This is a genomic window from Salana multivorans, from assembly GCF_003751805.1.
GTDB lineage: Bacteria > Actinomycetota > Actinomycetes > Actinomycetales > Beutenbergiaceae > Salana > Salana multivorans.
Map to the genome: position 1 here is coordinate 653,223 of NZ_RKHQ01000001.1, position 20,422 is coordinate 673,644.

Here is a 20,422-nt window from a genome sequence, read left to right on the forward strand (position 1 = left end):
CTTTCGGTGTGTGGGAAGTTTCCCGCCGGGTCGTGACAGGCTGCCACGAACTAAGTTGAACGGTAACCAAAGTGTCAGACGGCGAGCCACCGGACCGGGGACTTTAGGCCCGGAAGCGCGGGCGGGCCGTGTGTCCGACGCCACCACCGAAACCGCCCGGCGCCCGACAAGGGACGTAGTACCCAACGTGCACCCCGACATCGACTCCGCCGGGCTCCGAGAGGGGTGCCCGGCGCCCGTGCCACCCGGGGTCCGGCGGCACCGACGCGCCCGCGTCTCACTCGTAGCTGACGGCGTCCAGCACCTTGAGCCGCGACGCCCGGACGGCCGGCCACACCGCGGCCAGCACGCCGACCACGACCGCCACGAGCAGCATCAGGGCGAGGTTGGCCCACCCGATCGCCAGCTCCGACAGCCCCTGGTCGGCGTAGATCGTCGGCAGCGTCGCGGCGAGCCCGACCCCGATGACCAGCCCGACCGCCGTCCCGAACACGGCCGTGAGCACCGACTCGATGACGATGGTCACCGAGAGCTGGAGCCGGCCGAGCCCGACCGCGCGCAGCAGCCCGATCTCCCGCGTCCGCTCGATGACGGACAGCGCCAGGGTGTTGACGATTCCGAGCACCGCGATGACGATCGAGAGCCCGAGCAGCGCGTAGAGGATGGCGAGCACCTGGTCCACCTGGCTCGACAGCTGCGAGACGAACTCGTCGCTCGTGAGGACCGAGACGACGACGAACGGGACGACCGCCGCCTTGACGTCGTCCTGGAGCCGGGCGAGCCCGTCGGCGTCGAGATCGTCGTCCGCCGCCTGGACGAACAGCGAGTCGACCACCTGCGCCGCCGGCGGCGCGATCTCGTCGAGCACCTCGCGGCTCACCGTCAAGGGGCCGCGGGGCACCGAGCCGTCGATGACCGCCCCGACCGTCAGCGTCAGCCGCGTGGCGCCGACCACGTCGACGGTGTCCCCCACCTCGAGGTCGGGCGCGATGGACCGGTTGACCACGGCCTCGCCTGCGGCGAGCGCCGCGTCGGGATCGCCGTCGACCACGTCGACGAGCAGTGTCGTGCCGAGCGTCCCCGGCCCGAGAGCGACCACCAGCCCCGGCCCCGGCCCGTCCGTCAGCGAGGCTCCGGCCGCGTCCCGCAGCTCCGCCTGGGCGTACCTCACCTCGTCGACGCGGCCGACGCCGGGCACGGCCGCGACCGCGTCGGCGACACCGTCCGGCACGCCGCCGGACGCCGACGTGACGATGAGGTCCGCGTCCGTCTGCTCGGCGACGATGTCGGCGACGCTCGCCTGCGTCGACGTGGCGATGACGCTGGCCGCGCCGACGAGCGCCATCCCGATCATGAGCGCACCGGCCGTGTTCGCCGTCCGGCGCGGGTTGCGCGTCACGTTCCCGCGGGCGAGACCGCCCATCGGCCGGACGGCGACGGCGAAGGGCCAGGCGAGCCAGCCGAGCGCGGCCCGGACGAGCACGGGCGCGAGCAGCAGCACGCCGACGAGGACGCCGCCCGCGCCGGCACCCAGCCACCAGCCGACCTGGGCGCGGCCGGGGTCGGCGGTCGCCAGCGCGACGGCCGCGACCCCGAGCGCGACGAGCACCCCGCCGACGACGGAGCGCGGGACGAGCGAGGCGTCCGTCGTCGTGACCTCCTCGCGCATCGCCTCGACGGGCGGCACGAGCGCCGCGCGGCGCGCCGGCACCGCCGCGGCGACGACGCTCACCACCGTGCCGACGAGGACGGAGACGACGACGGTCGGCGCGTCGACCGGGACGGACCCGCCGAGCTCCATCCCCATCGCCGCGAGGAACGCCTGGAGGCCCTCGACGAGCGCGAGGCCGCCCGCGAGGCCGAACGCCGAGCCGACGAGCCCGACGACCGCGGCCTGGACGAGGATCGAGACGAACACCTGTGTCGGCGAGGCGCCGACCGCGCGGAGCATCGCGAACTCCTTCATCCGCTGGCGCACGCTCATCGCGAAGGTGTTGGAGATGATGAACGCGCCGACGAACAGCGCGATCGCGGCGAAGACGAGCAGGAACGTCGTGATGAACCCGAGGACCTCGCCGATCGCGTCCTTGCTCTCCTGCCGGAGCTGCTCGCCGGTCACGACCTCGAGGTCGCTCGCGGGCACGGTCCCGGCCGCCTGCGCGCTGGCGAGGGCGTCCCCGACGTCGGCGGCCAGCGTCTCCGGGTCGACGTCGTCGGCCGCGTAGATCGCGAGCTGCGCCGGACCCAGGGGGCCGAAGGCCGCCAGCGCGACGTCCGCGGGGAACAGCACGAGCGTCGTCCCGGCCGCCGGGGTGTCGTAGGCGACCTCGCCCACGACGGTCACCTCGCGGACGTCGCCGGCGACGACGATCGTCGTGGTGTCCCCGACCGCGAGCCCCGAGACGGCGAGGCCGCCGCTCTCGAGCGCGATCTCGGCGTCCCCGGTCGGGGCACGGCCCGCGACGATCCGCGTCGCGGGGTCGTCCGGGTAGTAGGCGAGGCCGTAGGTCGGCGCCCCGCCCGCCGCGGCGACGGCCGTCCCGTCGGCCCCGACGAGCACGAGGCTGCCCTGGACCTCCGGCAGCACCTGGGCGACGCTCGGGACGGCCTCGACGACGGCCTGCGCCTCGGGCGGGACGGGTGCGGCCGCGCCGGCGAGCGCGGCCATGCCGGACCCGCCGGCGTCACCGGACCCGCCGTCGGCCGCATCGGGGTCGCCGCCGTCGCCGGACCCCTGGGGAGCGACGCGGACGTACACGTCGGCCGGCGTCGAGGCGTCAACGATCTGGTCGAACGTGCCGGAGAGCATCGCGCGCAGCGCGAAGCTCCCCGCCACGAACGCGACGCCGAGGGCGACGGCCAGCAGCGACATGAGGAACCGGACGAGGTGGGCCCGGATCCCGCGCAGGGCGACCTTGAGCATGGTGGGCGCGGCCTCAGCCGGCGCGCCGGAGGCCGGCGAGCGCCTGGAGCACGGAGTCGGGTGTCGGGTCGGCGAGCTCGGCGACGAGCCGGCCGTCCGCGAGGAACAGCACGCGGTGCGCGTAGGAGGCCGCGGTGGGGTCGTGCGTCACCATGACGACGGACTGGCCCAGCTCCTCCACGCTCGAGCGCAGGAAGGAGAGCACCTCCCCCGACGAGGTCGAGTCGAGGTTGCCCGTCGGCTCGTCGGCGAACACGACGGCCGGCCGCGCGACGAGCGCTCGCGCGCAGGCGACCCGCTGCTGCTGACCGCCGGAGAGCTGGCCCGGCTTGTGGTCCAGCCGGTCGGCGAGACCGACGGCGTCGACCACGAGCCGCAGGTAGTCCTCGTCGACCGGACGCCGCGCGATGTCGAGCGGCAGGGTGATGTTCTCCCGCGCGGTGAGCGTCGGGATGAGGTTGAACGCCTGGAACACGAAGCCCAGCCGCGTCCGGCGCAGCCGCGTCAGCTGCCGCTCGCTCTTGGTCGCGATCTCCTCGCCGTCGACGACGACGCTGCCCGACGTCGGGCGGTCAAGGCCGGCCATGCAGTGCATGAGCGTCGACTTGCCCGAGCCCGATGGGCCCATGATCGCCGTGAACGACCCGCGCTCGAGGTCGACGTCGACGCCGTCGAGCGCGCGGACCTCGGTGTCGCCGCGTCCGTAGACCTTGCGCAGATCACGCGCGCTCGCGATGACCTCTCCGGTCGCGCTGGGGGTGGTGCCGTGCGGCAGGTCGGGGGCCGCCGCGTGCTTGGGACTCACGCGGCTCAGTCTCGCACGCGGGACGGCACCCGGCCGGGTGAGCCGGGCACCGTTCACCGGCGCCGACCCCTGGTCATCGGCCGATCCGTTTCCTACGCTTGAGGGACCGAGTTCGAGCCCTCGCTGCCGAGGAGCTGCCATGGGTGAGTGGTGGGGTCTGCTGCGCGGCTGGCGCACGCCGACGCTGGACCCGATGCGCACGCTCGAGCTCCAGACGCGCCTCGGCCGACTCGCCGCCGAGCTGCGTCGCTGCGACACGCATCGCGGGTTCGCGGCCGCGCACCACTCGCGCGCCGCGCTGAGCGCCTACGAGACGACGCTGCGGCAGTCGCTGCGGCACGTCGGCACCAACGACGAGATCCACGGCCCGGGCGACGTCGTCTCGCTCGAGCTCGACCTCGCCTCGCGCGGCTGGCAGTGGTGACACACGGCTGAGCCGGGTCGCGCGCGTCCGGGGGTCCGCTCCGTGCGGATCGACCGGGACGTCCCGCGGGGGAACCGCGGCGCGTTGGGACGACACGCCGCTGCTCGGCGGGAGCCGCCGCCGCGGATCCGCGCAGAGCGGACGCCCTCGGCCCCGATGGACCGGCCCCGGCGGACCCGGCGCCGGCTAGACCCGGGCGCCGCGGCTGATGTCGGTCATCTCCTGGCGCGTGGTCACCTTGACCCGCTCGCGCCCCTGCTCGGCGCCGAGCGCGCGCTCGTGGGCCTGGAGGAGCTCCCACCCCTCCCAGGTGACGACCGGGATCCCGCGCGACGCGAGCACCTCGACCACGTCCTCGTCGGAGCGGGGCGTCGAGCCCAGCGCGATCCCCGACGCGAGGTCCTCGCTCAGGTGGCGGATCGTCTCCTGCGCGTCCGACTTGGTGGAGCCGATGAGCCCGACCGGGCCGCGCTTGATCCAGCCGGTGGCGTACAGGCCGGGGACCGGACGGCCCGCGTCGTCCAGCACGCGACCGCCGGCGTTCGGGATGACGCCGCGGGCGTCGTCGAACGGGACGCCCGGCACCGGGGAGCCGAAGTACCCCACGGCGCGGTAGACCGCCTGCACCGGGGTGTCGACGAGGACGCCGGTGCCGCGGGCGGTGCCGTCCCCGACCAGCTCGGTGCGCTCGGTCCGCAGGCCGGCGACGCGGGTCACGCCGTCGTCGTCCACGCCGCCCAGCACCTCGACGGGGCGGTGGAGGAAGTGCAGGTGGATGCGGCGCGAGGCGGTGGACGCGCTCGGGTCGACCAGGGCCCAGTCCATGAGCGTCGCGACGACCTGCTTCGTCTGGTTGGAGGACGCCATCGCCTCCTCCGAGCCCGCGTCGAACTGGAAGTCCTCGGGGTCGACGAGCACGTCGACGTCGGGGACGTGGCCCAGCTCGCGCAGCTCCAGCGGCGAGAACTTCGCCTGGGCCGGCCCGCGGCGCGCGAACACGTGGACGTCCGTGACCGGCGAGGCCTCCAGCCCGCGCATCACCTGCTCGGGGATCTCGGTCGAGGCGAGGTCGCGCGGGTGCTTGGCCAGCATCCGGGCCACGTCCAGCGCGACGTTGCCGGCGCCGATGACCGCGATCTCGCGGGCCTCCAGCGGCCACGCCGACGGGTAGTCGGGGTGGGCGTCGTACCAGGAGACGAAGTCGGCGGCGCCGAAGCTGCCGGGCAGGTCGATCCCGGGGATGGGGAGGTCGGCGTCGCGGATGGCGCCGGTGGCGAGGACGACGGCGTCGTAGTACCGGCCGAGCTCCGCGACCGACAGGCCGTTCTCGGCGTCGCCGATCTCGACGTTGCCGACCAGGCGGATGTCGCCGCGCGCGAGGATCTTGTCGAGCGCCCCGACGATCGCCTTGATCCTCGGGTGGTCCGGCGCGACCCCGTAGCGCACGAGGCCGTACGGCGCCGGGAGGCGATCGAACAGGTCGATCTCCGTGCCGGGCAGGGCGCGGGAGAGGATGTCGGAGGCGTAGATGCCGGCAGGACCGGCACCGACCACGGCAACACGGAAAGTCACGTCGGACCTCATCGGTGGGAGACGGAGGAGTCGGTGGGCCGCGCCACTGGGCGACGAGGCCGGCGGATGCCGGGCGCTGGACCGCTCAGCAGTCTACGTCGGATCGCCCCGACGACGGGGTGATGTGCGCCACCGCCGGCCGCTCGTCGCGGGCCGGCCCGCGACCACCCTCACGACCCGGCGACCCGCTCCGCGCCCGCCAGCCCGAGCGCGAGCACGTCCTCGATCGAGTACGGCAGCTCGTCCTCGGCGGTGCTCACCTGGACGATGAGGAGGCGATCCCCCACCATCGTGGCGGCGAGCTCGCTCCACACCTCGTCCCGGTCCCGCGGAGTGACCCGCCATCCGACCGCCTCGGTCCCCAGCCCGTCGAGCGGCACCACCTCGGTGGTGGTGTGCTCGCCGCAGAGCTCGAGGTCGCCGGCGAGCTCCGCCGTCGCTTCCTCCAGCGAGGGCGGCTGCGGCGTGGTGAAGGGCGCCCCGAGGATCGCGCCCAGCGACGAGTCCACACCGTCGGACCCGGGAAGCCTCATCCAGGTGGCGTCGTACGGGAGCCGGACCTGCGAGCTCAGGGACAGGTCGTCGCACCCCGGGAACCAACCCCAGCCGACCGAGCCCTCGCGCTCCCCCGTCGCGTGAACCACCTCGCTCGCCTCGGGCACGTCGTCGGCATCCAGGACCGTCGCGGACGGCTCCGAGCAGGAGACCACGGCCGTCAGAGCCAGCGCGGTCACCGCAGCACGGAGCAACCGGGACGTCCTCTCCGCGCGTCTCACCTGTCCGCCCAGTACGTCTCGAACGAACGACCGTAGGCGTCGAGCAGGTTCTGCTCGTTCAGGAAGGCGACCCCGCCGCCGGTCACGTCGGCGCGGTACTGCTGCAGCTGCTGGACCGTGATGTCCGAGACCTGCACGGGAGCCCCGTCGGCGCCGACCCGCCAGTCGGCCGGAAGGTCGACGATCCCGGCCTCAGCCAACGCCAGGTAGGTCGAGACGAACACCTTGTCCTGACCGACCCGGGCCTCCTCGTTGGCCAGGGCTCTCGCCGTGGACTCGTTGTCGGCCACGAGCCCGTTGATCTCGCTGACGGACCACGAGCGCCCCTCGCTCACCATCCAGGTGTACGCGTTCTTCCCGACCGTCCCGACGACGTCCCCGACCACGTCCGCGCCGGGGACGGGGATCCAGCCGGCCGCATCCGACACCAGGTCGGTGAAGGTCGCGATCTGCGCGTCGACCTCGCGCCCCCGGTCGATCGCGGCGTCGCCGGCGATCTTCTGGACGTGCCCCTCCAGGGTCGCGGCGCTCTCCATGTAGTTGCGCAGCACCTCGCCGTCGGCGCGGACGTCGAGGCCCGCACCAGCGAAGGAGTTGAAGAGCATCTGCCGATAGCCGGCGAAGCCCTCGGCGACGCGGGCCATCCCCTCGTCGGACGCCATGGCGACCGCGAGCAGGGACCGGCCAGCCGCGTCGTCCAGCTGCGGCTGGTCGAGGAGCTCCGGGAGGTACTGGTCCCGGTCGAAGTCGATCGTGTCCGGACCCGAGTCCGGAGCGTTGATCGAGGACTGCAGCGACGGCATGTAGTGCTTCATGAGGTCGCCGATGATCGGCGAGGCGGGCTTCGCGTCGTCCGCGGTGAAGTGATCGTTGTCCGTGATCTCGTCGAAGAAGCGCGAGACGGTCATCGCGGTCCGACCGGGCTCGGCGGCCCGCAGGTCGGGGTCGGTGCCGATCGCGTGCACCGCCTGGGAGACGCCCTCGTACCCGTCGCTGCGCCAGTCGCGCTCGGCGAAGTAGTACTGCGCCCGCGACTGCGCGTCGACGTCGACGTCGGCCGTGCAGTACGGGCTGGGCGGATCGAAGAACCGCAGCGCCTCCTCCGGGTGCCTGCCGAGCTGCCCCATGACGGCGGCCATCGGATCCGTCGGCCGCGCCCACTCGTCGGGCCCGAGACCGATCGTGCCGAGGGGCGAGGCGCCGTGGGAGTACCACGTCTGCGCCGACATCGGGTCCGCGCGCTCGAACGCGTCCAGCTCGTCCGCGACGCCCCGCACGAGCTGGCCCGAGTAGTCGCCGTCCCGCATGAGGAAGTCGAGGACGGACGGGTCGGATCCCGCGTACGGGTAGGCGTCATCGAACAGGCGCAGCTCGTCCTCGGACAGCGGCGAGCGTCCCGACGGTGCGGCGTAGCGGACGAGGTCCCGCCCGAACCTCTCGCCGTCGAACCCGTCCGACGTCGACGCGACCCCGAGCCCGTCCCGCAGCCTGACCGCGAGGTCCGCCTGTTCCTCGGAGTAGGCCGAGTTGAGCATCGAGTCGCCGATCGTGCCGAGCGCCGCCGTCAGCCCGTCCGGTCCGAGCCGCGTGTACAACGCAGCCATGACCGTCCCGTCCCCGCCGAAGCCCTCGAGGTAGGCGGTGTACCGCGCGAGCGTCTCCGGGTCCTGGAGCATCGTCTGCCGGGGGTCGCGGCCGATCGCGTCGAACCGCTCGCCGAGCTCGCGGCCGACCTCGTCCTTGACGTCGTCGCTCGCGTACGGGAGCAGGCCCTCGGCCAGCTCGGGGTGGTCGAGCAGGTAGTCGACCTTCTTTCCCGGCGGCAGGTCGAGGAACGCGTCGATCGCCTCGAGCGAGGGCCCGGCCGCGTCGTCGGTCGTCGCGGCCGACGTCAGGACCGCGCTGAGGTCCGCGTCCGCCGTCGTCGCCGCCTCCAGGGCGGAGGTGAGCTGGGCCGCGACGTCGTCGACGATCCGCTGGAGGTCCTGCCGCTCCGCCTCCTGCTCCTGCGTGAACGTCCTGGTGGAGGTGACCGCGCCGGTCGTGAGGTCGACCGTGATGCCGTTCGCCGACGCCTGGCCCAGCGCCGCCTCGATGTCGTTCTTGGCGGTGGCGATCGACGACGACGCGGCGTCCAGCGCCGAGACCACCGTCGAGATCTCCGCCACCTGCGTGGCGAGGCTCGACTCGATCGACGCGATCTCGGTCGCCGCGGGGGTCGCGTCGGCCGTCGTCCAGCTCGCCGGCGGACGGCCGTCGACGAGGTCGTCGCTGCCGTGCACGAGCTTGGTGCGGGCGGCGACGAGCGTGTCGGCCGCCGATGACAGCGTCCCGGGCTCCCAGGACCGGACGTCCTCCAGCGTCGCCATCAGCCCTCCCCGTCGTCGTCGAGGGAGTCCGCGACCGTCTGGTCCGTGGCGTCCCAGGCGTCGGCGCACGCGCGGTAGCTCGTCGCGCTCGCGCTCACGCGCTCACCGAGGCCCTCGAACGCCGTGCTCCACGCCGAGTCCAGCGAGGTCGCGGCGCCCGCGCTCGTGCTCCCGGGCAGCGCCGTCCCGACACCCGAGAGCGCGGGGACGTTGGCCCCGATCGTCTCCGACGCGGAGTCGAGCTTGGTGGCGGCGGCGCGCAGCTCCGCCGTGTTCACCGTTCCCACGAGTGGCCTCCCTCGGATCGAGTGGTCGAGCGAGCGGCGCGGATGGCACGGGCGGCGCGGGCGAGGTGTCGCCCGGCGCGGTCACGCATCCGACCCGCTCCCCGGTCTCGCGCGACGCCGCGTCAGAACCAGGACGACGACGCCGACGGCCACGACGAGCGCGAGAGCGCCGAGGACGATCGGCAGCGCGCCCGGGCCGGAGGGACCGGTCACGGCCGGCGACTCGCTCGCGGCCGGCTCGTCGGTCCCACCCGGGTCGGCGGACGCCGGGGCGTCGCTCTCCTCGGGCGAGGCGGCCGCCGAGGGGTCCGCGGTGGGGTCGGTCGTCGGGCTCTCGCCTCCGGCCAGGATCTCCTCCGCGGCCGGGAACCCGTCCGCGCGCAGGAACGGGTTCACGTCCGGCAGACCGCTCGGGTCCGTCGTCACCACCGCCAGCGGGTCGACCAGGCCGAACCCGGAGTCGTTCGTGTGCTCGCCCTGTGCACCCGTCACCGGGGTCGCCGTCGACGCGACGAGCTGGAGGATCTGGTTCGGCGTCGCGTCCGGCCACGCCGCCATCCCCAGCGCGATCGTCCCCGACACCAGAGGCGTCGCGAACGAGGTGCCCGAGCTCAGCTGCTGCTCGGTCCATACCTCCTCGAGGAAGCTCGCCCGGTAGGTGAGGATGTCCGTCCCCGGCCCGACCAGACCCACCTCGGGCCCGGTGTACTGCGGCTGGTCCACGCCGTCGGGCCCGTACTCCTCGACGCCGACCACACCGTTCACCCCCGAGGGGATCCCGACGAACGGCGGCGGCCCATCGGTCGCGTTGTCGTGCCCGGCGACCACGATCACCCCCGCCTGCTGCGCCCGCACGAGGGCCTCCACCTCCGCCCGGCTGTCGGGATACTGCATGACGGTGTCCCAGTCGGCGATCTCACCGGTGTACTTGGCGGCATCGGAGTAGGACCCCTGGGACAGCGAGATGATGTCCGCGCCCGCCTCCACCGCCAGATCGATCCCGAGTGCCACGGCCTGACCGAAGCTGCACAGCTCGGTACCGGTCGCGCTCATCGAGTTGGCGTAGTGCAGCAGCCGGATCCCCGGCGCGATCCCCCGCACCCCCGGCGCCCCGCCGGGGCCGACCCCGTTCCCGACCAGGAGCATGTCCACCGCGGTCCCGTGGAACCCGGCGCTGTCGTTCGTCGTCACCGGCGCGTCCCCCAGCATGTCGGGGCTGGCCAGGCGGCACAGGCTGTCCGGATACGGTTCCAGGTCGGCCCCGGTGAGCTCGGGCTGGGCCGGGTTGATCGCGCTGTCGATCACGGCGATGGTCACGCCCTCGCCCCGCGTCACCGCGTGCACCTGGTCGAGCCGGAGCACGTCGGCGTACCACAGCCCCGGGTCCGTCGGAGCGGCGGCCGCCGGGGCGGCGCCCACGGCGGCGAGCAGCGCGCCGACCGCCAGGACCGCCGTCGCGGCGAGTCGTCGCGACGCTCGCGACGAGCGCCCCGCGGTCACCAGGAGTCGTCCCCCAGCTCGATCGGGTCGAACGTCTCGCCGCGGCTCCCGGCCAGGGCGACGTCGTCCAGCTCGGGTGCGACGTCCTCGATCTCGGGCGCGGCCGCGAGAGCGAGACCGCGACGCTCGCGACGCTTCTCCTCACCCCGACCACCCGCGGCCGAGCCCCCGGGCATCATGCCGCTGCCGCGACCGCCGGCCGCGGCGCCGTTCCCGGCCGAGCCGGACGACGACGAGGACCCCGGCCCGGTACCGAGCCCGCTACGCGTGCTGAGGGCCGAGCCGCCGGCGGTGCCGGCACGCGATCCCGCACCGGCCGAGCCCGTGCTGGCTCCGCCGCCGTAGCCGGCCGCACCCGCCCGCGACCCGGCGCCGATCGCACCCGGCCGCGCACCGGCCGCCGTCTGCGTGACGCCCGGGGCGCCGATACCGGGCGCTCCGGAGCCGCCCGCCGCGCCAAGGGTCGCCCCGCTGGCCCCGAGCATCGAGCCCGTGCCGCCGGCGACCGCGCTCATCGAGCCCAGGACCGAACGCCCCAGCAGAAGGCCACCGGCCGCGGTCCCGAGACCGCCGGCCGCGGCGCCCGTCGAACCGGCACCGGGCCCCGTGAAGACCCCCGTGGTCCCCGAGCCGCTGCCGGCCCCGACACCGAGGCCACCCGCCGCCGCCGGCGCCCCACCGGTCCCGCTCGGCAGGAGGCCGTCGGGCGAGATGCGCCCGCCCGCCCCGATCGGAGCCGGCGACGGCCCCACGGCACCCGGCCGCGCGCCCGCACCGTCGGAGCCCGCGATCGGCTCCAGGCGCCCGGTCTGCGTCCCGTCGCCGCTGGAACCCGTCGGACGCGATCCCGTCGGGACGTACGCCGCGACGGCCGGTCCGGTGGCACCGATGGCGCCCGCCGTCACCCCGGAGCTGGTCCCCGTGCTCGGCGACCACTGCGGCGACGGACCCGAGGACTCGACGCCGTCGCCCGTGGGCTCCGACTGCCCGTCGTCGAGAGCACCCCTGTCCCACGCCACGCCCGGCAGGCTCCCCTGCAGCGTCTGGAGCGCCGCGAGCGCCGCGTCCTCGCGCTCGGCCTCGGCGCGCTGGGCGAAGATGAACGACGCGACGCCAGCGGTCACCACACCGACGCCGGCGACCGGCACCATGCCCGTCGCGGCGCCGACCACGCCCGTCGTCATGGCCGTTCGGACGAGCGCGTTCTCCGCGGGGCTGAGACCGCTGGACGGGAGCGCCGCGTGCGCGTCCCGCGCCGTCTTCATCGCGGTGTCGGCCGTGCCGAGCGCATCGTGCAGCGCGACGACGCTGCTCTGGATCGTCGACAGCCGCGCGCGGTAGCTGACGAACGCGTCCTGGGCGTTCAGCGCGGCCGGTCCCTCGTGCCCGACGTCGGCGGCGGCGTCGGAGATGACGTCCATCATCTCGCCGAGCGTCGCGTGCAGCTCCTTGAGCCGGTCGCGGTCGCGCAGACGGCTGTCGGCGCCGCCGTCGGCGGCATCGGCGACGCTGCGCAGCAGGTCGGTGTACTGACCCATCAGCCCTCACCCTCGTCGGTGTCGGCCTCGGGCACGCGGACCACCTCGGGGGCCTCGGCCGCGGAGCCGGGCACCTGCGCGGTCGGCGCGTCGTAGGTGCCGAGAAGGTCGTTGGCGGTGCACTCGAGCACCGTCGTCGTGGGGGGCGCGTCCAGGCGTGCCTGGATCGCGGCGAACGACTCCTGGACCGACTCGTCGGTCGCGAGGACGGAGGACAGCGTCAGCCGGAGGTTCTCGGCCAGGGTGCGCACCTGCTCCCGGGACGCCTCGACGTCGAGGATGGCCGAGCCGACGGCGGCGGAGACGTTCCAGCCGAAGCTCGCCGCAGGCGAGAACTCCGACCACACGCCCGACCCCTGCTGGACCCGCACCGGCGCGAGCGCCGCCAGCTGCGAGTCGAACCGCGCCACGAGGTCGTCGAGCCGGCCGACGAGCTGCGTGACCCGCTCCGGCGTCACCGTTGTGAACACCATGTCCTCCCCTTGCCATCCGTCCTGATCACCGCGGATCCCCCCGGGATCCCGTCGTGCTCGACGCGCCACCCCGACGGCGGCAGCCGAACCGACGAACAATACGCAACCTGAGGCGGCCGCGCCACCCCGGTTGCGACAGAACCGGGCCGGCACCCGAGGGCGCCGGCCCGGTCAGAACCTCAGATCACCAGCGTGCGGTGTTCTTCCGCTCCGTCGCGTCGTAGTTCTGACCGCCGTCGCCCACCGCGCGGCTGATGTCCTGCAGGAGCAGGTTCATGTCCGCGATGGCGGCGTTCCACTTCGACTGCGCGGCCGTGTAGGCGCTCGACGCCTCACCGGTCCAGGTCTCGCGCAGCGGCGCGAGCTGGGCGTCCATGTCGTCGAGGATGCGGCGCACGCCGCTGGCACCCGTGCTGATGTCGCCCGAGGCCGTCGCGATGGAGGCCGGGTCGAATGCGAGTTCAGGCATGTGTCTGTTCCTTCCGGTCCGTCGCTCAGCCGAGCCGAGCGGTGAGGGTGTTCATCGAGACCTGGGCCGCCTCGTCGGACTCGTCGTAGGACTTCTGCGAGCCGAGGAGCTGCGCCTCGAACTCGTCGAGCGCCGCGATGATCCGGGTCGCGTCCCCCTGCCACCGCTCCATCAGCGACGTGAAGGCGACCGAGCCGAGCCCCTTCCACCGCGACGGCAGCGAGGCGAGGCGCCCCTGCAGGGCGTCCAGCTCACGACGCAGCTCCACGCGGGAGGAGGACACGATGTCGGCCCCCCGCTGGATGGCGCCTTCTGCTACACGAACGTTCTCAGCCATACCCACCCCTTCCGGGTTCGTGGGCGCCTCGGACCGGGGCGCCACCGATGTGGTCAACAACGTAGCACGGAGACTGGACGCGCCGAACTTCACCTAACAGCCCCTTGACGCCGGCGCGCCGATGTGGGTAAATCGCATGTTCTGCGCCTTCGACACCCGCGGCCGGGCCGCGACGAGGCGCTCCCGAGGCCCTCAGGAACGGCGTCCGGGACGGTCGACGACCCGCCCTGACCTGCGCGATCCCGTGATGACGACGGCCAGGAGCGCGGCCGCGCCGGCCACCGCCCACCAGGCGACGGTGCGGCGCGTGTCGACCCACGGATCTGTGACGGGGATCACCTTGACAGGTTCCACCGCGACCGGGTCGATCGACGGTCGGACCACCCGCGGGGAGTCGACTCCGCGCCGGCTCCCGTCGTCGACCAGCTCGAGCGCGGCACGCGGCTGCACGAGTCCCCACCCGGTCGCCTCGGACCAGCCGTCGGGGTCCGGGCGGGCGGCCGTCGCCGTCAGCCGGTAGGCCAGCATCTCCGGCCCCTCGTCGGGGAACCGCTCGACCAGGAGGGCCGCGGCGCCGGCGACCTGGGCCGTCGCCCAGCTCGTCGAGCTCCCGGCCTCCCCGACGACGCAGTCGGAGCCGTTGGGAAGGCCGGCGAGGACGGCGATCCCCGGTCCGGCCAGGTCGGCGTGCTCCCCCACGTGACCGCCGCCGTCCTGCCAGCCCTCCCCGATGCCGGCGACGGCCAGCACACCCGGGTAGGCGGCCGGATAGCGCGGCCGGTCGACCTCGGCGGCGTCCCGCGTGACGTTGCCCATGCTCGCGACGACGAGCGCGCCGGCCGCCTCGGCCGCCTCGACCGCCGCCCGGACCGCCGGATCGTCGCGGTAGGAGGAGACGGCGACGACCACGACGTCCGCGTCGGCGTCGATCGCGGCCCTGATGCCGGCGGCGAGCCTCGCCTCGGTGAGCTCGACGCCCCGCCGCTCCGCGTCGTCCCCGACGGCGTAGTACACGCGGATCGGGATGACGAGGGCGTCGGGGGCGACGCCGATCAACCCCGACCCCTCGGTCGCGCGGCCGGCGAGGAGGGTCGCGACGGCGGTGCCGTGGTCGTAGGCGTCCGCTCGCCCGTCGGTCACCTCGGCGTCGGCCCCGACGACGTCGACGCCCGGCAGGACCGCCCCCTCCAGGTGCGGGCCGTCGGCGGCGACGCCGGAGTCGACGACGGCCACGCGCACCCCGGCACCCGTCGCGAGCCGGTGCGCTCCCGCGAGGTCGAGCGCCTCGACGTTCCACGTGGGCTCGGCCACGAGCCCCGCCCCGTCCTCGCACTGCGCGGGCTGCGTCCCGGCGGCGGCGGGCGGCGCCGGCAGCGGCGCGAGGGCGGGTCCGGTCGCGAGGAGCGAGCCGAGGATCGCCCCGGCCCCGACGAGTCCCGCGAGCCGTGCCGATCCGGCGCGGCTGCTCATCCCGCGCCGTCCGACGGGTCGCCGGACGCGGTGGGCGACGCGGTGGGCGAGGGCGACGCGGACGGGGAGACCGACGCGGACGCGGTCGGACCCGCCGAGGGGTCGGCGGCGACGCCGGCCGGGAGCGCCGCCGCGTCGACGGACAGCACCGGTCCCGACGGGAACAGGTCGCCCCACGCGTACGGCACGGTGACCGGCTCGGCCCCCGGCGTCGTCCCGAACAGGCGGCGCAGCGTCTCGGCGAGCGTCACCTCGGCCGAGCCCTCGATCGGGAACGCGACGCCGTTCTCGTCCACGAGGCGCAGCACGCCCGCCGTCGAGTCCGGCGTCGCGGCGAACGTCGCGAGCGCTCCGGCGCCCGGCGAGACGTAGACGCCGCCGACGGCCGGGCTCGGGCCGGGCAGGAGCACCGACGTGAAGGACGACCGGTCGAGCACGAGACAGGCGCCGTCGTCGGTCGGCGGGACGACCGCGACGGGCCAGTCCCGCGGCACGGGCGAGTCGTCCGGCAGCACGTCCGGCACCGACGACAGCACCGCCGCCGGCACCACCTCCTCGCCGAGCAGCCCACCGGGTCCGGTGCGGTACAGCTCGCGCGCGAACGGGTCGAGGCGCGCCAGCTCGCCGTCCGCCGTCACGACGTAGGCCGCGCTCGCGCCGTCGGGCACGACGACGCTGCCGACCACGACGCCGGGCACGTCGGCCAGGTCGCCCGGCACCGGGGAGCCGGCGTCGGCGACCTCGAACGGGTCGAGGTCGCTGCCCTCCTCCAGCAGCGCGAGCCAGCCGGCCTCGGCCGGCCGCGCGTCCTGCGGGACGTAGCCGAGCGCGCGCAGCACGCCGAGCGTGTGATCGGTCTCGGGGATCAGGTGCCGGCGGGTCCCCTGCACGAGGTAGAGCGAGTCGGCGACGCGCACGAGCGCGCTCACCTCGCCCTCGGGCGGCGGGGCGTCGTCGGCCGCATCGTCGACCGGCCCCGGCGGGCGCGTCGACGACGCGGCCGGCGAGGCGGCGGCCCCCGGTCCGACCGCGCCGGAGAGCACCGCGACGGAGGTCGTCCCGTCCTGCGCGAGGCACGCCTGCCACCCGTCCGTCACGAGGTTCGCCGGGGCGGGAAGGGAGTCCGGCGCCGTCAGGATGCCGACCTGGCCGAGCCGCTCGACCGAGGAGACCTTGTCCGCGGCGACCGTGATGATCGGGGCGTCGGCCGGGGCGAGCAGCCGCGCGCTCGCCATGTTCGGCACGGGGACGAGGCTGCCGTCGACGCTCACGTAGCGCGCGGCGTTGTCCTTGACGAGGATGATCGCGCCGTTGTCCCAGCCGTCGGGCAGCGCGCGGTTGAACAGCCCGGCCGCGAACGATCCGGCGACGACGAGCGCGGCGAGGACGATGCCGGCGACGAGGCCGCGCAGCGGGGTGGCCGGCTCGAGCTCGCGACCGCCGGGCGCGCCCGAGGTGAACGCCGTCAGCAGCCGGCGACGCGAGAACGACTGCGCCTCGAGCAGCTCCTTCTTCGTCGCCACTACAGAACCCCTCCGCCGCCGGCCGCGACGACGCCGAGCAGCGGGACCGCGGCGAGCAGCACCCCGCGGGCGACGTCCGCGACGCGCTCGAGCCGCACGTGGCGCTCCGTGCGTAGCAGCGCGAGCACCAGGACGGCGACGCCCGCGACCAGGAGCGTCACCATGAGGGCCGCGGTCCAGGCCGGCGCGACGAGCGCGACGACGACGGCGGTCGTGAGCACGCCGACGACCCCGACGACGACGCCGGTGGCGACGTCGGCGCGCGAGGCGCTGTCCCGCACGTCGAGCAGCACGGCGAGGTAGACGACGAGGGCGAGCGCGACACCGGGCCACCCGGTGCCGACCACGCTGGGCGTGAGCCCGAGCAGCGCGATCCCGGCGCCGATCCGCAGCGACACGAGCAGCCAGTGGCCCTGGAGGAGCTGGAGCCGGACGAGCGCCGGGTCGATGACCGGCGGCTCGGCCAGGATCTCGGCGTCCTCGCGCGGGGACAGGACGCGGATCGGGGTGGCGGCGAGCGCCAGCCAGGGCAGGACCAGCGGCGCGCAGCCCAGCAGCGCGAACGCCGTGACGGTCGCGATCCGGGTGGGCGCGGCACCGAACGTCCCGGCTCCGGCGACCACCGCGGCGGCGAGCGCGACGACGGCGGGAACGGCCGCGGCCTGGCGCAGCGTCCGCACGCTCGCGGCGAGGATGCCGGCGGCCAGCGCGGCGACGCCGGCCCCGACGCCGAGCGCGGCCGGGCTGCCCGATCCCGGCGCGAGGTCCGTCGGTCCGCCGAGCCCGAGGTAGCCGGCCAGCCCCGCGAGGAAGCACCCGACCACGCCGATGACGGCGCCGGCCCCGCGGGGCGCGTCGGCGCGGTCGAGGACGACGGCGGCGAGCAGCGCGAGGAGCGCGGCCGACCCGACGATCGCGGCGGCGGCCGCCGCGCCGAGGTCGGACAGGACGACGAGGCCGGCCCCGGTGACGAGCAGCGCGGTGGCCGCGCCGACTGCGGTCCGGGCGCCGTCCGCCGGCGTCCACGCGGGCGTCGCGCTCTCCACGACGTCGGCGACGGCCTCGACGATGTCGTCGTATCGCGGGACGGCCCCGGGGTCGGCGTCGACGACGAGCGTGAGGACGTCGCCGTCGCGCACGCCCTGGTCGCCGAGGCTCCGGTCGGTCGCGAGCACGAGGCCGCCGGCCGTCGTCGGGCGCAGCTCGGAGTGCGCGAGCGCGGGGTCGAGCAGGCCGAGGCGCCGGGCGAGGGCCGGCAGCAGCTCGGCGACGGCCACGGCCGACGGCACGGACAGGTCGAGCCGGCGCCGGCCGCCGACGACCGTGAGCCTCACCAGGTCGTTGGTACTCGTCACAGCTCCACCCACGTCGCTCACAGCTCCACCGTCACGATCATCTGTCCCAACCCGATCCGCATCCCGGGCTCCACCCTGCTGGACTCGCCGCGTTCCACCCAGTGCACGTGCCCGTCGGGGCGCACCAGCGTCGTCCCGTTCGCCGAGCCGAGGTCCTCGACCCAGAGCTGACCGCCGCGCAGCCGCAGCAGCGCGTGGCTGCGCGAGACCGAGTTCGTCGCGTCCGCGAGGACGAGCGCCTCCTGACCGCGCTGGAGCGGCTCCGGCGCGCGGCCGACGACCGCGTCGCGCACGAGGGTGAGCCGCTGTCCGTCCGGGAGGACGAGCGTGACCGAGGCCACGACGGGGATCTGGGCCGTGGTCGCCTCGGGCGAGTCGCCGCTGCCCAGCCGGACACCGCCGGGATGACCCGTCGCGACCGACGCACCGGCGCCGACGGCGGCCGCACCGACGGTGCCCGCCCCCGCGGCGGCCGCACCGGGCGCGGCTGCGTCGCCCCGCGGTCGCGGGGGACGGGGCGGGCGACGCGTCGCCACGCGCGTCCCGGCGATCCGGTCGTGCCCCGCCTGACCGCGCCGGTCGACGCCGAGGAACCACAGCAGCGGGACCGTCACAGCAGTGAGCTGGGCGCCGACGACGAGGACGGCGCGCGCGAGGCTGCGGCCGAGCCCCGGTGCGACGGGGGCGTCGACGCGGGCGGCGCGCAGGCCGAGGAGGAGCTTGCCGAGGGTGCGACCCGTGCGGGCCTCCCACAGCGCGAGGACGAGGACGAGCTCGACGCCGACCGTGAGCGCCAGGGCCGGGCTGCGCAGGAGCAGCAGCGCGGCGAGGCTCGGCGCGAGGACCGCGACCCCGTCGACCGCGTACCCGCCGAGCCGCCGGCCGGCGGACGCGGCGAACGTCGCGCCGTCGCCGTCCTCGAGCAGCAGCCGGTGCGCGGTGGGGCGCGCGCCGGCCGCGCGCCGCCCCGACCTCACCCGGACGCCAGCAGGCGCATCCATGCGACCACCCCTCCCGCGAGAAGACCGAGCGCGGGGGCCCACGCCACCGCGAGGGACTCGACCAGGTCGGCCGCGCGCGACCACCGGACCGACCGCCAGCCGCGGCCGATCCCGACGCCGGAGGCGATCGCGACCACGGCGAGGGTCGCGGCGCCGCCGGCCAGCCAGACCCCGGGGACGCCGCGACCGAGCAGCCAGGCCCCCGAGACGAGCAGCGTCAGCACCGCGAGCGAGCGGAGCGCCGCGCGCTCGACGCCGCCGCGCCGGCCCCGCGGCAGCAGCGCCGCCGCCGTGAGGACGGCGAGCAGGAGCAGGCCGGTACCGAGCGTCTCCCAGAGGTCGCCGGGCTCCCGCAGCGCGGTCGCGACGACCAGCGCGGCCCCGCAGACCGCGAGGACGAGGCCCGACCACCGGGCCCGGGAGCGGGCGTCGAGGACGCTGCGCTCGACGGTCGAGCGCCGCACGCTCGCCGGCGAGACGGTCGGCCGGACGCGCACGGCCATCGCGGTGCGCTGCGCCGGCTCGGGGTCGAGCAGCACGCCGTCGGGCACGTCGAAGCTCCACGACGGCAGCGCGCGCAGCGCGACGGGCAGCGCGCCGAGGACGACCGCGGCCGGGTAGACCTCGCGCAGCTCGAGCGCGACGACGCCCGCGAGCGCCAGGAGCGCCGTGACGGCGAGGAGGAGGCCGGCCAGCGGCTGCGCGGTGCTCTCCCGGATCCGCGCGAGCCGGACGGCGGTGACGACGCAGGCCGCGACGAGCCCGAGCGTCACCGGGAGGGACACGCCGGCGACGCCGGCGGCATCGGCGGCGAGCAGGCCGGCCAGCGCGCCGAGCAGCCAGACCGCCGAGGTGACGGCGTCGGCGACGCCCGCGCGGACGACGTGCGCCGGGCGGGCGGCATCGTCCGTGCCGACCGGCAGCCCCGGCGCCGGGACCAGCGCGGCCAGGACGGCGGCCACGCCGATGCCGACCACGGCCGGCATCGGGGCCGCGGACCCGGCGGCGAGACCGGTGCCGCCGTCGCCGGGCAGGACGAGCGCGAGCACGCGCAGCGCGACCCCCGTCGCGAGCAGGGCCGCGGCGCTCCACGCGGCGACCAGCGTCGACCGGGTCGGCTCCGGCACCGCGGCGGTGCCCGCCCGGGCGACGCCGGGGCGCGTGTCGCGGACGGCACCGGCGCTCCCCGCGGCGGGCGTCCACCCGGCGGAGGCGCCGCGGGCCCCCCGGCCGGTCCGGGTCGCCGCGCGGCCGGCGCGCAGCTCGGCGCGCGTCCTCGGCCCCGTCGCGCCCGGGGGCCGGCCGGCGTCCGCGGCACGGTCCGCGGCGTCGCCCGGGTCGGCCGGGTCGCCCGGGTGGGTCGGAGCTCCCCGCAGCACGAGCACCTGGCCGGGCGGGACGACGTCGGAGAGGACGGCGCGGGAGTCCAGCGGGGTGCCGTCGGGCAGCAGCAGCTCGCGGGCGGCGAGCGCCCGCGCGACGTCGGCGGCGCGGGCCCCGACGGGCACGAGCACGTCGCGGCGGTCGCCGCGCTCGAGCAGGGAGAGGGACAGGCCCTGCGTCGACTGCGGTCCCACCGGTGCCCCTTCCTGCCCCAGGC

Annotated in this window: 17 protein-coding genes; 1 reads left to right on the forward strand and 16 read right to left on the reverse strand. The window is 75.7% G+C overall.

Annotated features, from left to right (window positions below; all coding sequences use genetic code 11):
• Window positions 1-277 precede the first annotated feature (277 nt).
• Together EDD28_RS03060 and EDD28_RS03065 are read right to left on the reverse strand one after the other, a co-directional pair.
• Window positions 278-2,923, reverse strand: coding sequence for an ABC transporter permease (locus EDD28_RS03060; RefSeq protein ID WP_123738276.1), 2,646 nt, complete (start codon window positions 2,921-2,923; stop codon window positions 278-280).
• Between the two features lie 13 nt (window positions 2,924-2,936).
• On the reverse strand, window positions 2,937-3,698 hold the full coding sequence (locus EDD28_RS03065) for an ABC transporter ATP-binding protein (protein ID WP_211339193.1): 762 nt from the start codon (window positions 3,696-3,698) through the stop codon (window positions 2,937-2,939).
• Between the two features lie 169 nt (window positions 3,699-3,867).
• Between EDD28_RS03065 and EDD28_RS03070 the strand changes: the two genes are divergently transcribed.
• On the forward strand, window positions 3,868-4,152 hold the full coding sequence (locus EDD28_RS03070) for a hypothetical protein (protein WP_123738278.1): 285 nt from the start codon (window positions 3,868-3,870) through the stop codon (window positions 4,150-4,152).
• A gap of 186 nt (window positions 4,153-4,338) precedes the next feature.
• Here the strand turns inward: EDD28_RS03070 and EDD28_RS03075 are convergent, their stop codons facing one another.
• The 14 genes from EDD28_RS03075 to EDD28_RS03140 all read right to left on the reverse strand — a co-directional run bounded on the left by EDD28_RS03075 (window position 4,339) and on the right by EDD28_RS03140 (window position 20,399).
• Complete coding sequence (locus EDD28_RS03075; protein ID WP_123738279.1) at window positions 4,339-5,736, reverse strand: FAD-dependent oxidoreductase; 1,398 nt, start codon at window positions 5,734-5,736, stop codon at window positions 4,339-4,341.
• 158 nt (window positions 5,737-5,894) lie between these two features.
• Window positions 5,895-6,458 (reverse strand): hypothetical protein, encoded by a 564-nt coding sequence (locus tag EDD28_RS03080; protein ID WP_123738280.1) that lies wholly within the window; start codon window positions 6,456-6,458, stop codon window positions 5,895-5,897.
• A gap of 38 nt (window positions 6,459-6,496) precedes the next feature.
• A complete protein-coding gene (locus EDD28_RS03085) occupies window positions 6,497-8,869 on the reverse strand; it encodes a DUF6571 family protein (protein ID WP_123738281.1) in 2,373 nt (790 codons plus the stop codon).
• Window positions 8,869-9,156: a type VII secretion target gene (locus EDD28_RS03090; RefSeq protein ID WP_170169327.1), complete on the reverse strand. Its 288-nt coding sequence runs from the start codon at window positions 9,154-9,156 to the stop codon at window positions 8,869-8,871. Before EDD28_RS03090 ends, EDD28_RS03085 begins: the two co-directional genes overlap by 1 nt.
• Window positions 9,157-9,237: 81 nt before the next feature.
• Entirely contained in the window at window positions 9,238-10,656 is a 1,419-nt protein-coding gene (locus EDD28_RS03095; protein WP_123738283.1) for a S8 family serine peptidase, read from the reverse strand.
• A complete protein-coding gene (locus EDD28_RS03100; RefSeq protein WP_123738284.1) occupies window positions 10,653-12,194 on the reverse strand; it encodes a hypothetical protein in 1,542 nt (513 codons plus the stop codon). The genes EDD28_RS03095 and EDD28_RS03100 overlap by 4 nt, the downstream gene beginning before the upstream one ends.
• Entirely contained in the window at window positions 12,194-12,667 is a 474-nt protein-coding gene (locus tag EDD28_RS03105) for a hypothetical protein (RefSeq protein WP_123738285.1), read from the reverse strand. Before EDD28_RS03105 ends, EDD28_RS03100 begins: the two co-directional genes overlap by 1 nt.
• A 184-nt stretch (window positions 12,668-12,851) precedes the next feature.
• Window positions 12,852-13,136: a WXG100 family type VII secretion target gene (locus EDD28_RS03110; RefSeq protein WP_123738286.1), complete on the reverse strand. Its 285-nt coding sequence runs from the start codon at window positions 13,134-13,136 to the stop codon at window positions 12,852-12,854.
• Window positions 13,137-13,161: 25 nt separating this feature from the next.
• Window positions 13,162-13,473, reverse strand: a complete 312-nt coding sequence (locus EDD28_RS03115; RefSeq protein WP_123738287.1) for a WXG100 family type VII secretion target — start codon at window positions 13,471-13,473, stop codon at window positions 13,162-13,164.
• 192 nt (window positions 13,474-13,665) lie between these two features.
• The gene (locus EDD28_RS03120; RefSeq protein ID WP_148059531.1) at window positions 13,666-14,943 is read right to left on the reverse strand and encodes a S8 family serine peptidase; all 1,278 of its coding nucleotides are present in this window, start codon (window positions 14,941-14,943) and stop codon (window positions 13,666-13,668) included.
• The gene (locus EDD28_RS03125) at window positions 14,940-16,466 is read right to left on the reverse strand and encodes a type VII secretion protein EccB (protein ID WP_170169328.1); all 1,527 of its coding nucleotides are present in this window, start codon (window positions 16,464-16,466) and stop codon (window positions 14,940-14,942) included. Before EDD28_RS03125 ends, EDD28_RS03120 begins: the two co-directional genes overlap by 4 nt.
• Window positions 16,466-17,800, reverse strand: a complete 1,335-nt coding sequence (locus tag EDD28_RS17120) for an EsaB/YukD family protein (RefSeq protein ID WP_170169329.1) — start codon at window positions 17,798-17,800, stop codon at window positions 16,466-16,468. Before EDD28_RS17120 ends, EDD28_RS03125 begins: the two co-directional genes overlap by 1 nt.
• A 38-nt stretch (window positions 17,801-17,838) precedes the next feature.
• On the reverse strand, window positions 17,839-18,822 hold the full coding sequence (locus tag EDD28_RS03135; RefSeq protein WP_123738290.1) for an RDD family protein: 984 nt from the start codon (window positions 18,820-18,822) through the stop codon (window positions 17,839-17,841).
• Window positions 18,795-20,399, reverse strand: coding sequence for a hypothetical protein (locus tag EDD28_RS03140; RefSeq protein ID WP_123738291.1), 1,605 nt, complete (start codon window positions 20,397-20,399; stop codon window positions 18,795-18,797). Before EDD28_RS03140 ends, EDD28_RS03135 begins: the two co-directional genes overlap by 28 nt.
• Between the last annotated feature and the right edge of the window lie 23 nt (window positions 20,400-20,422).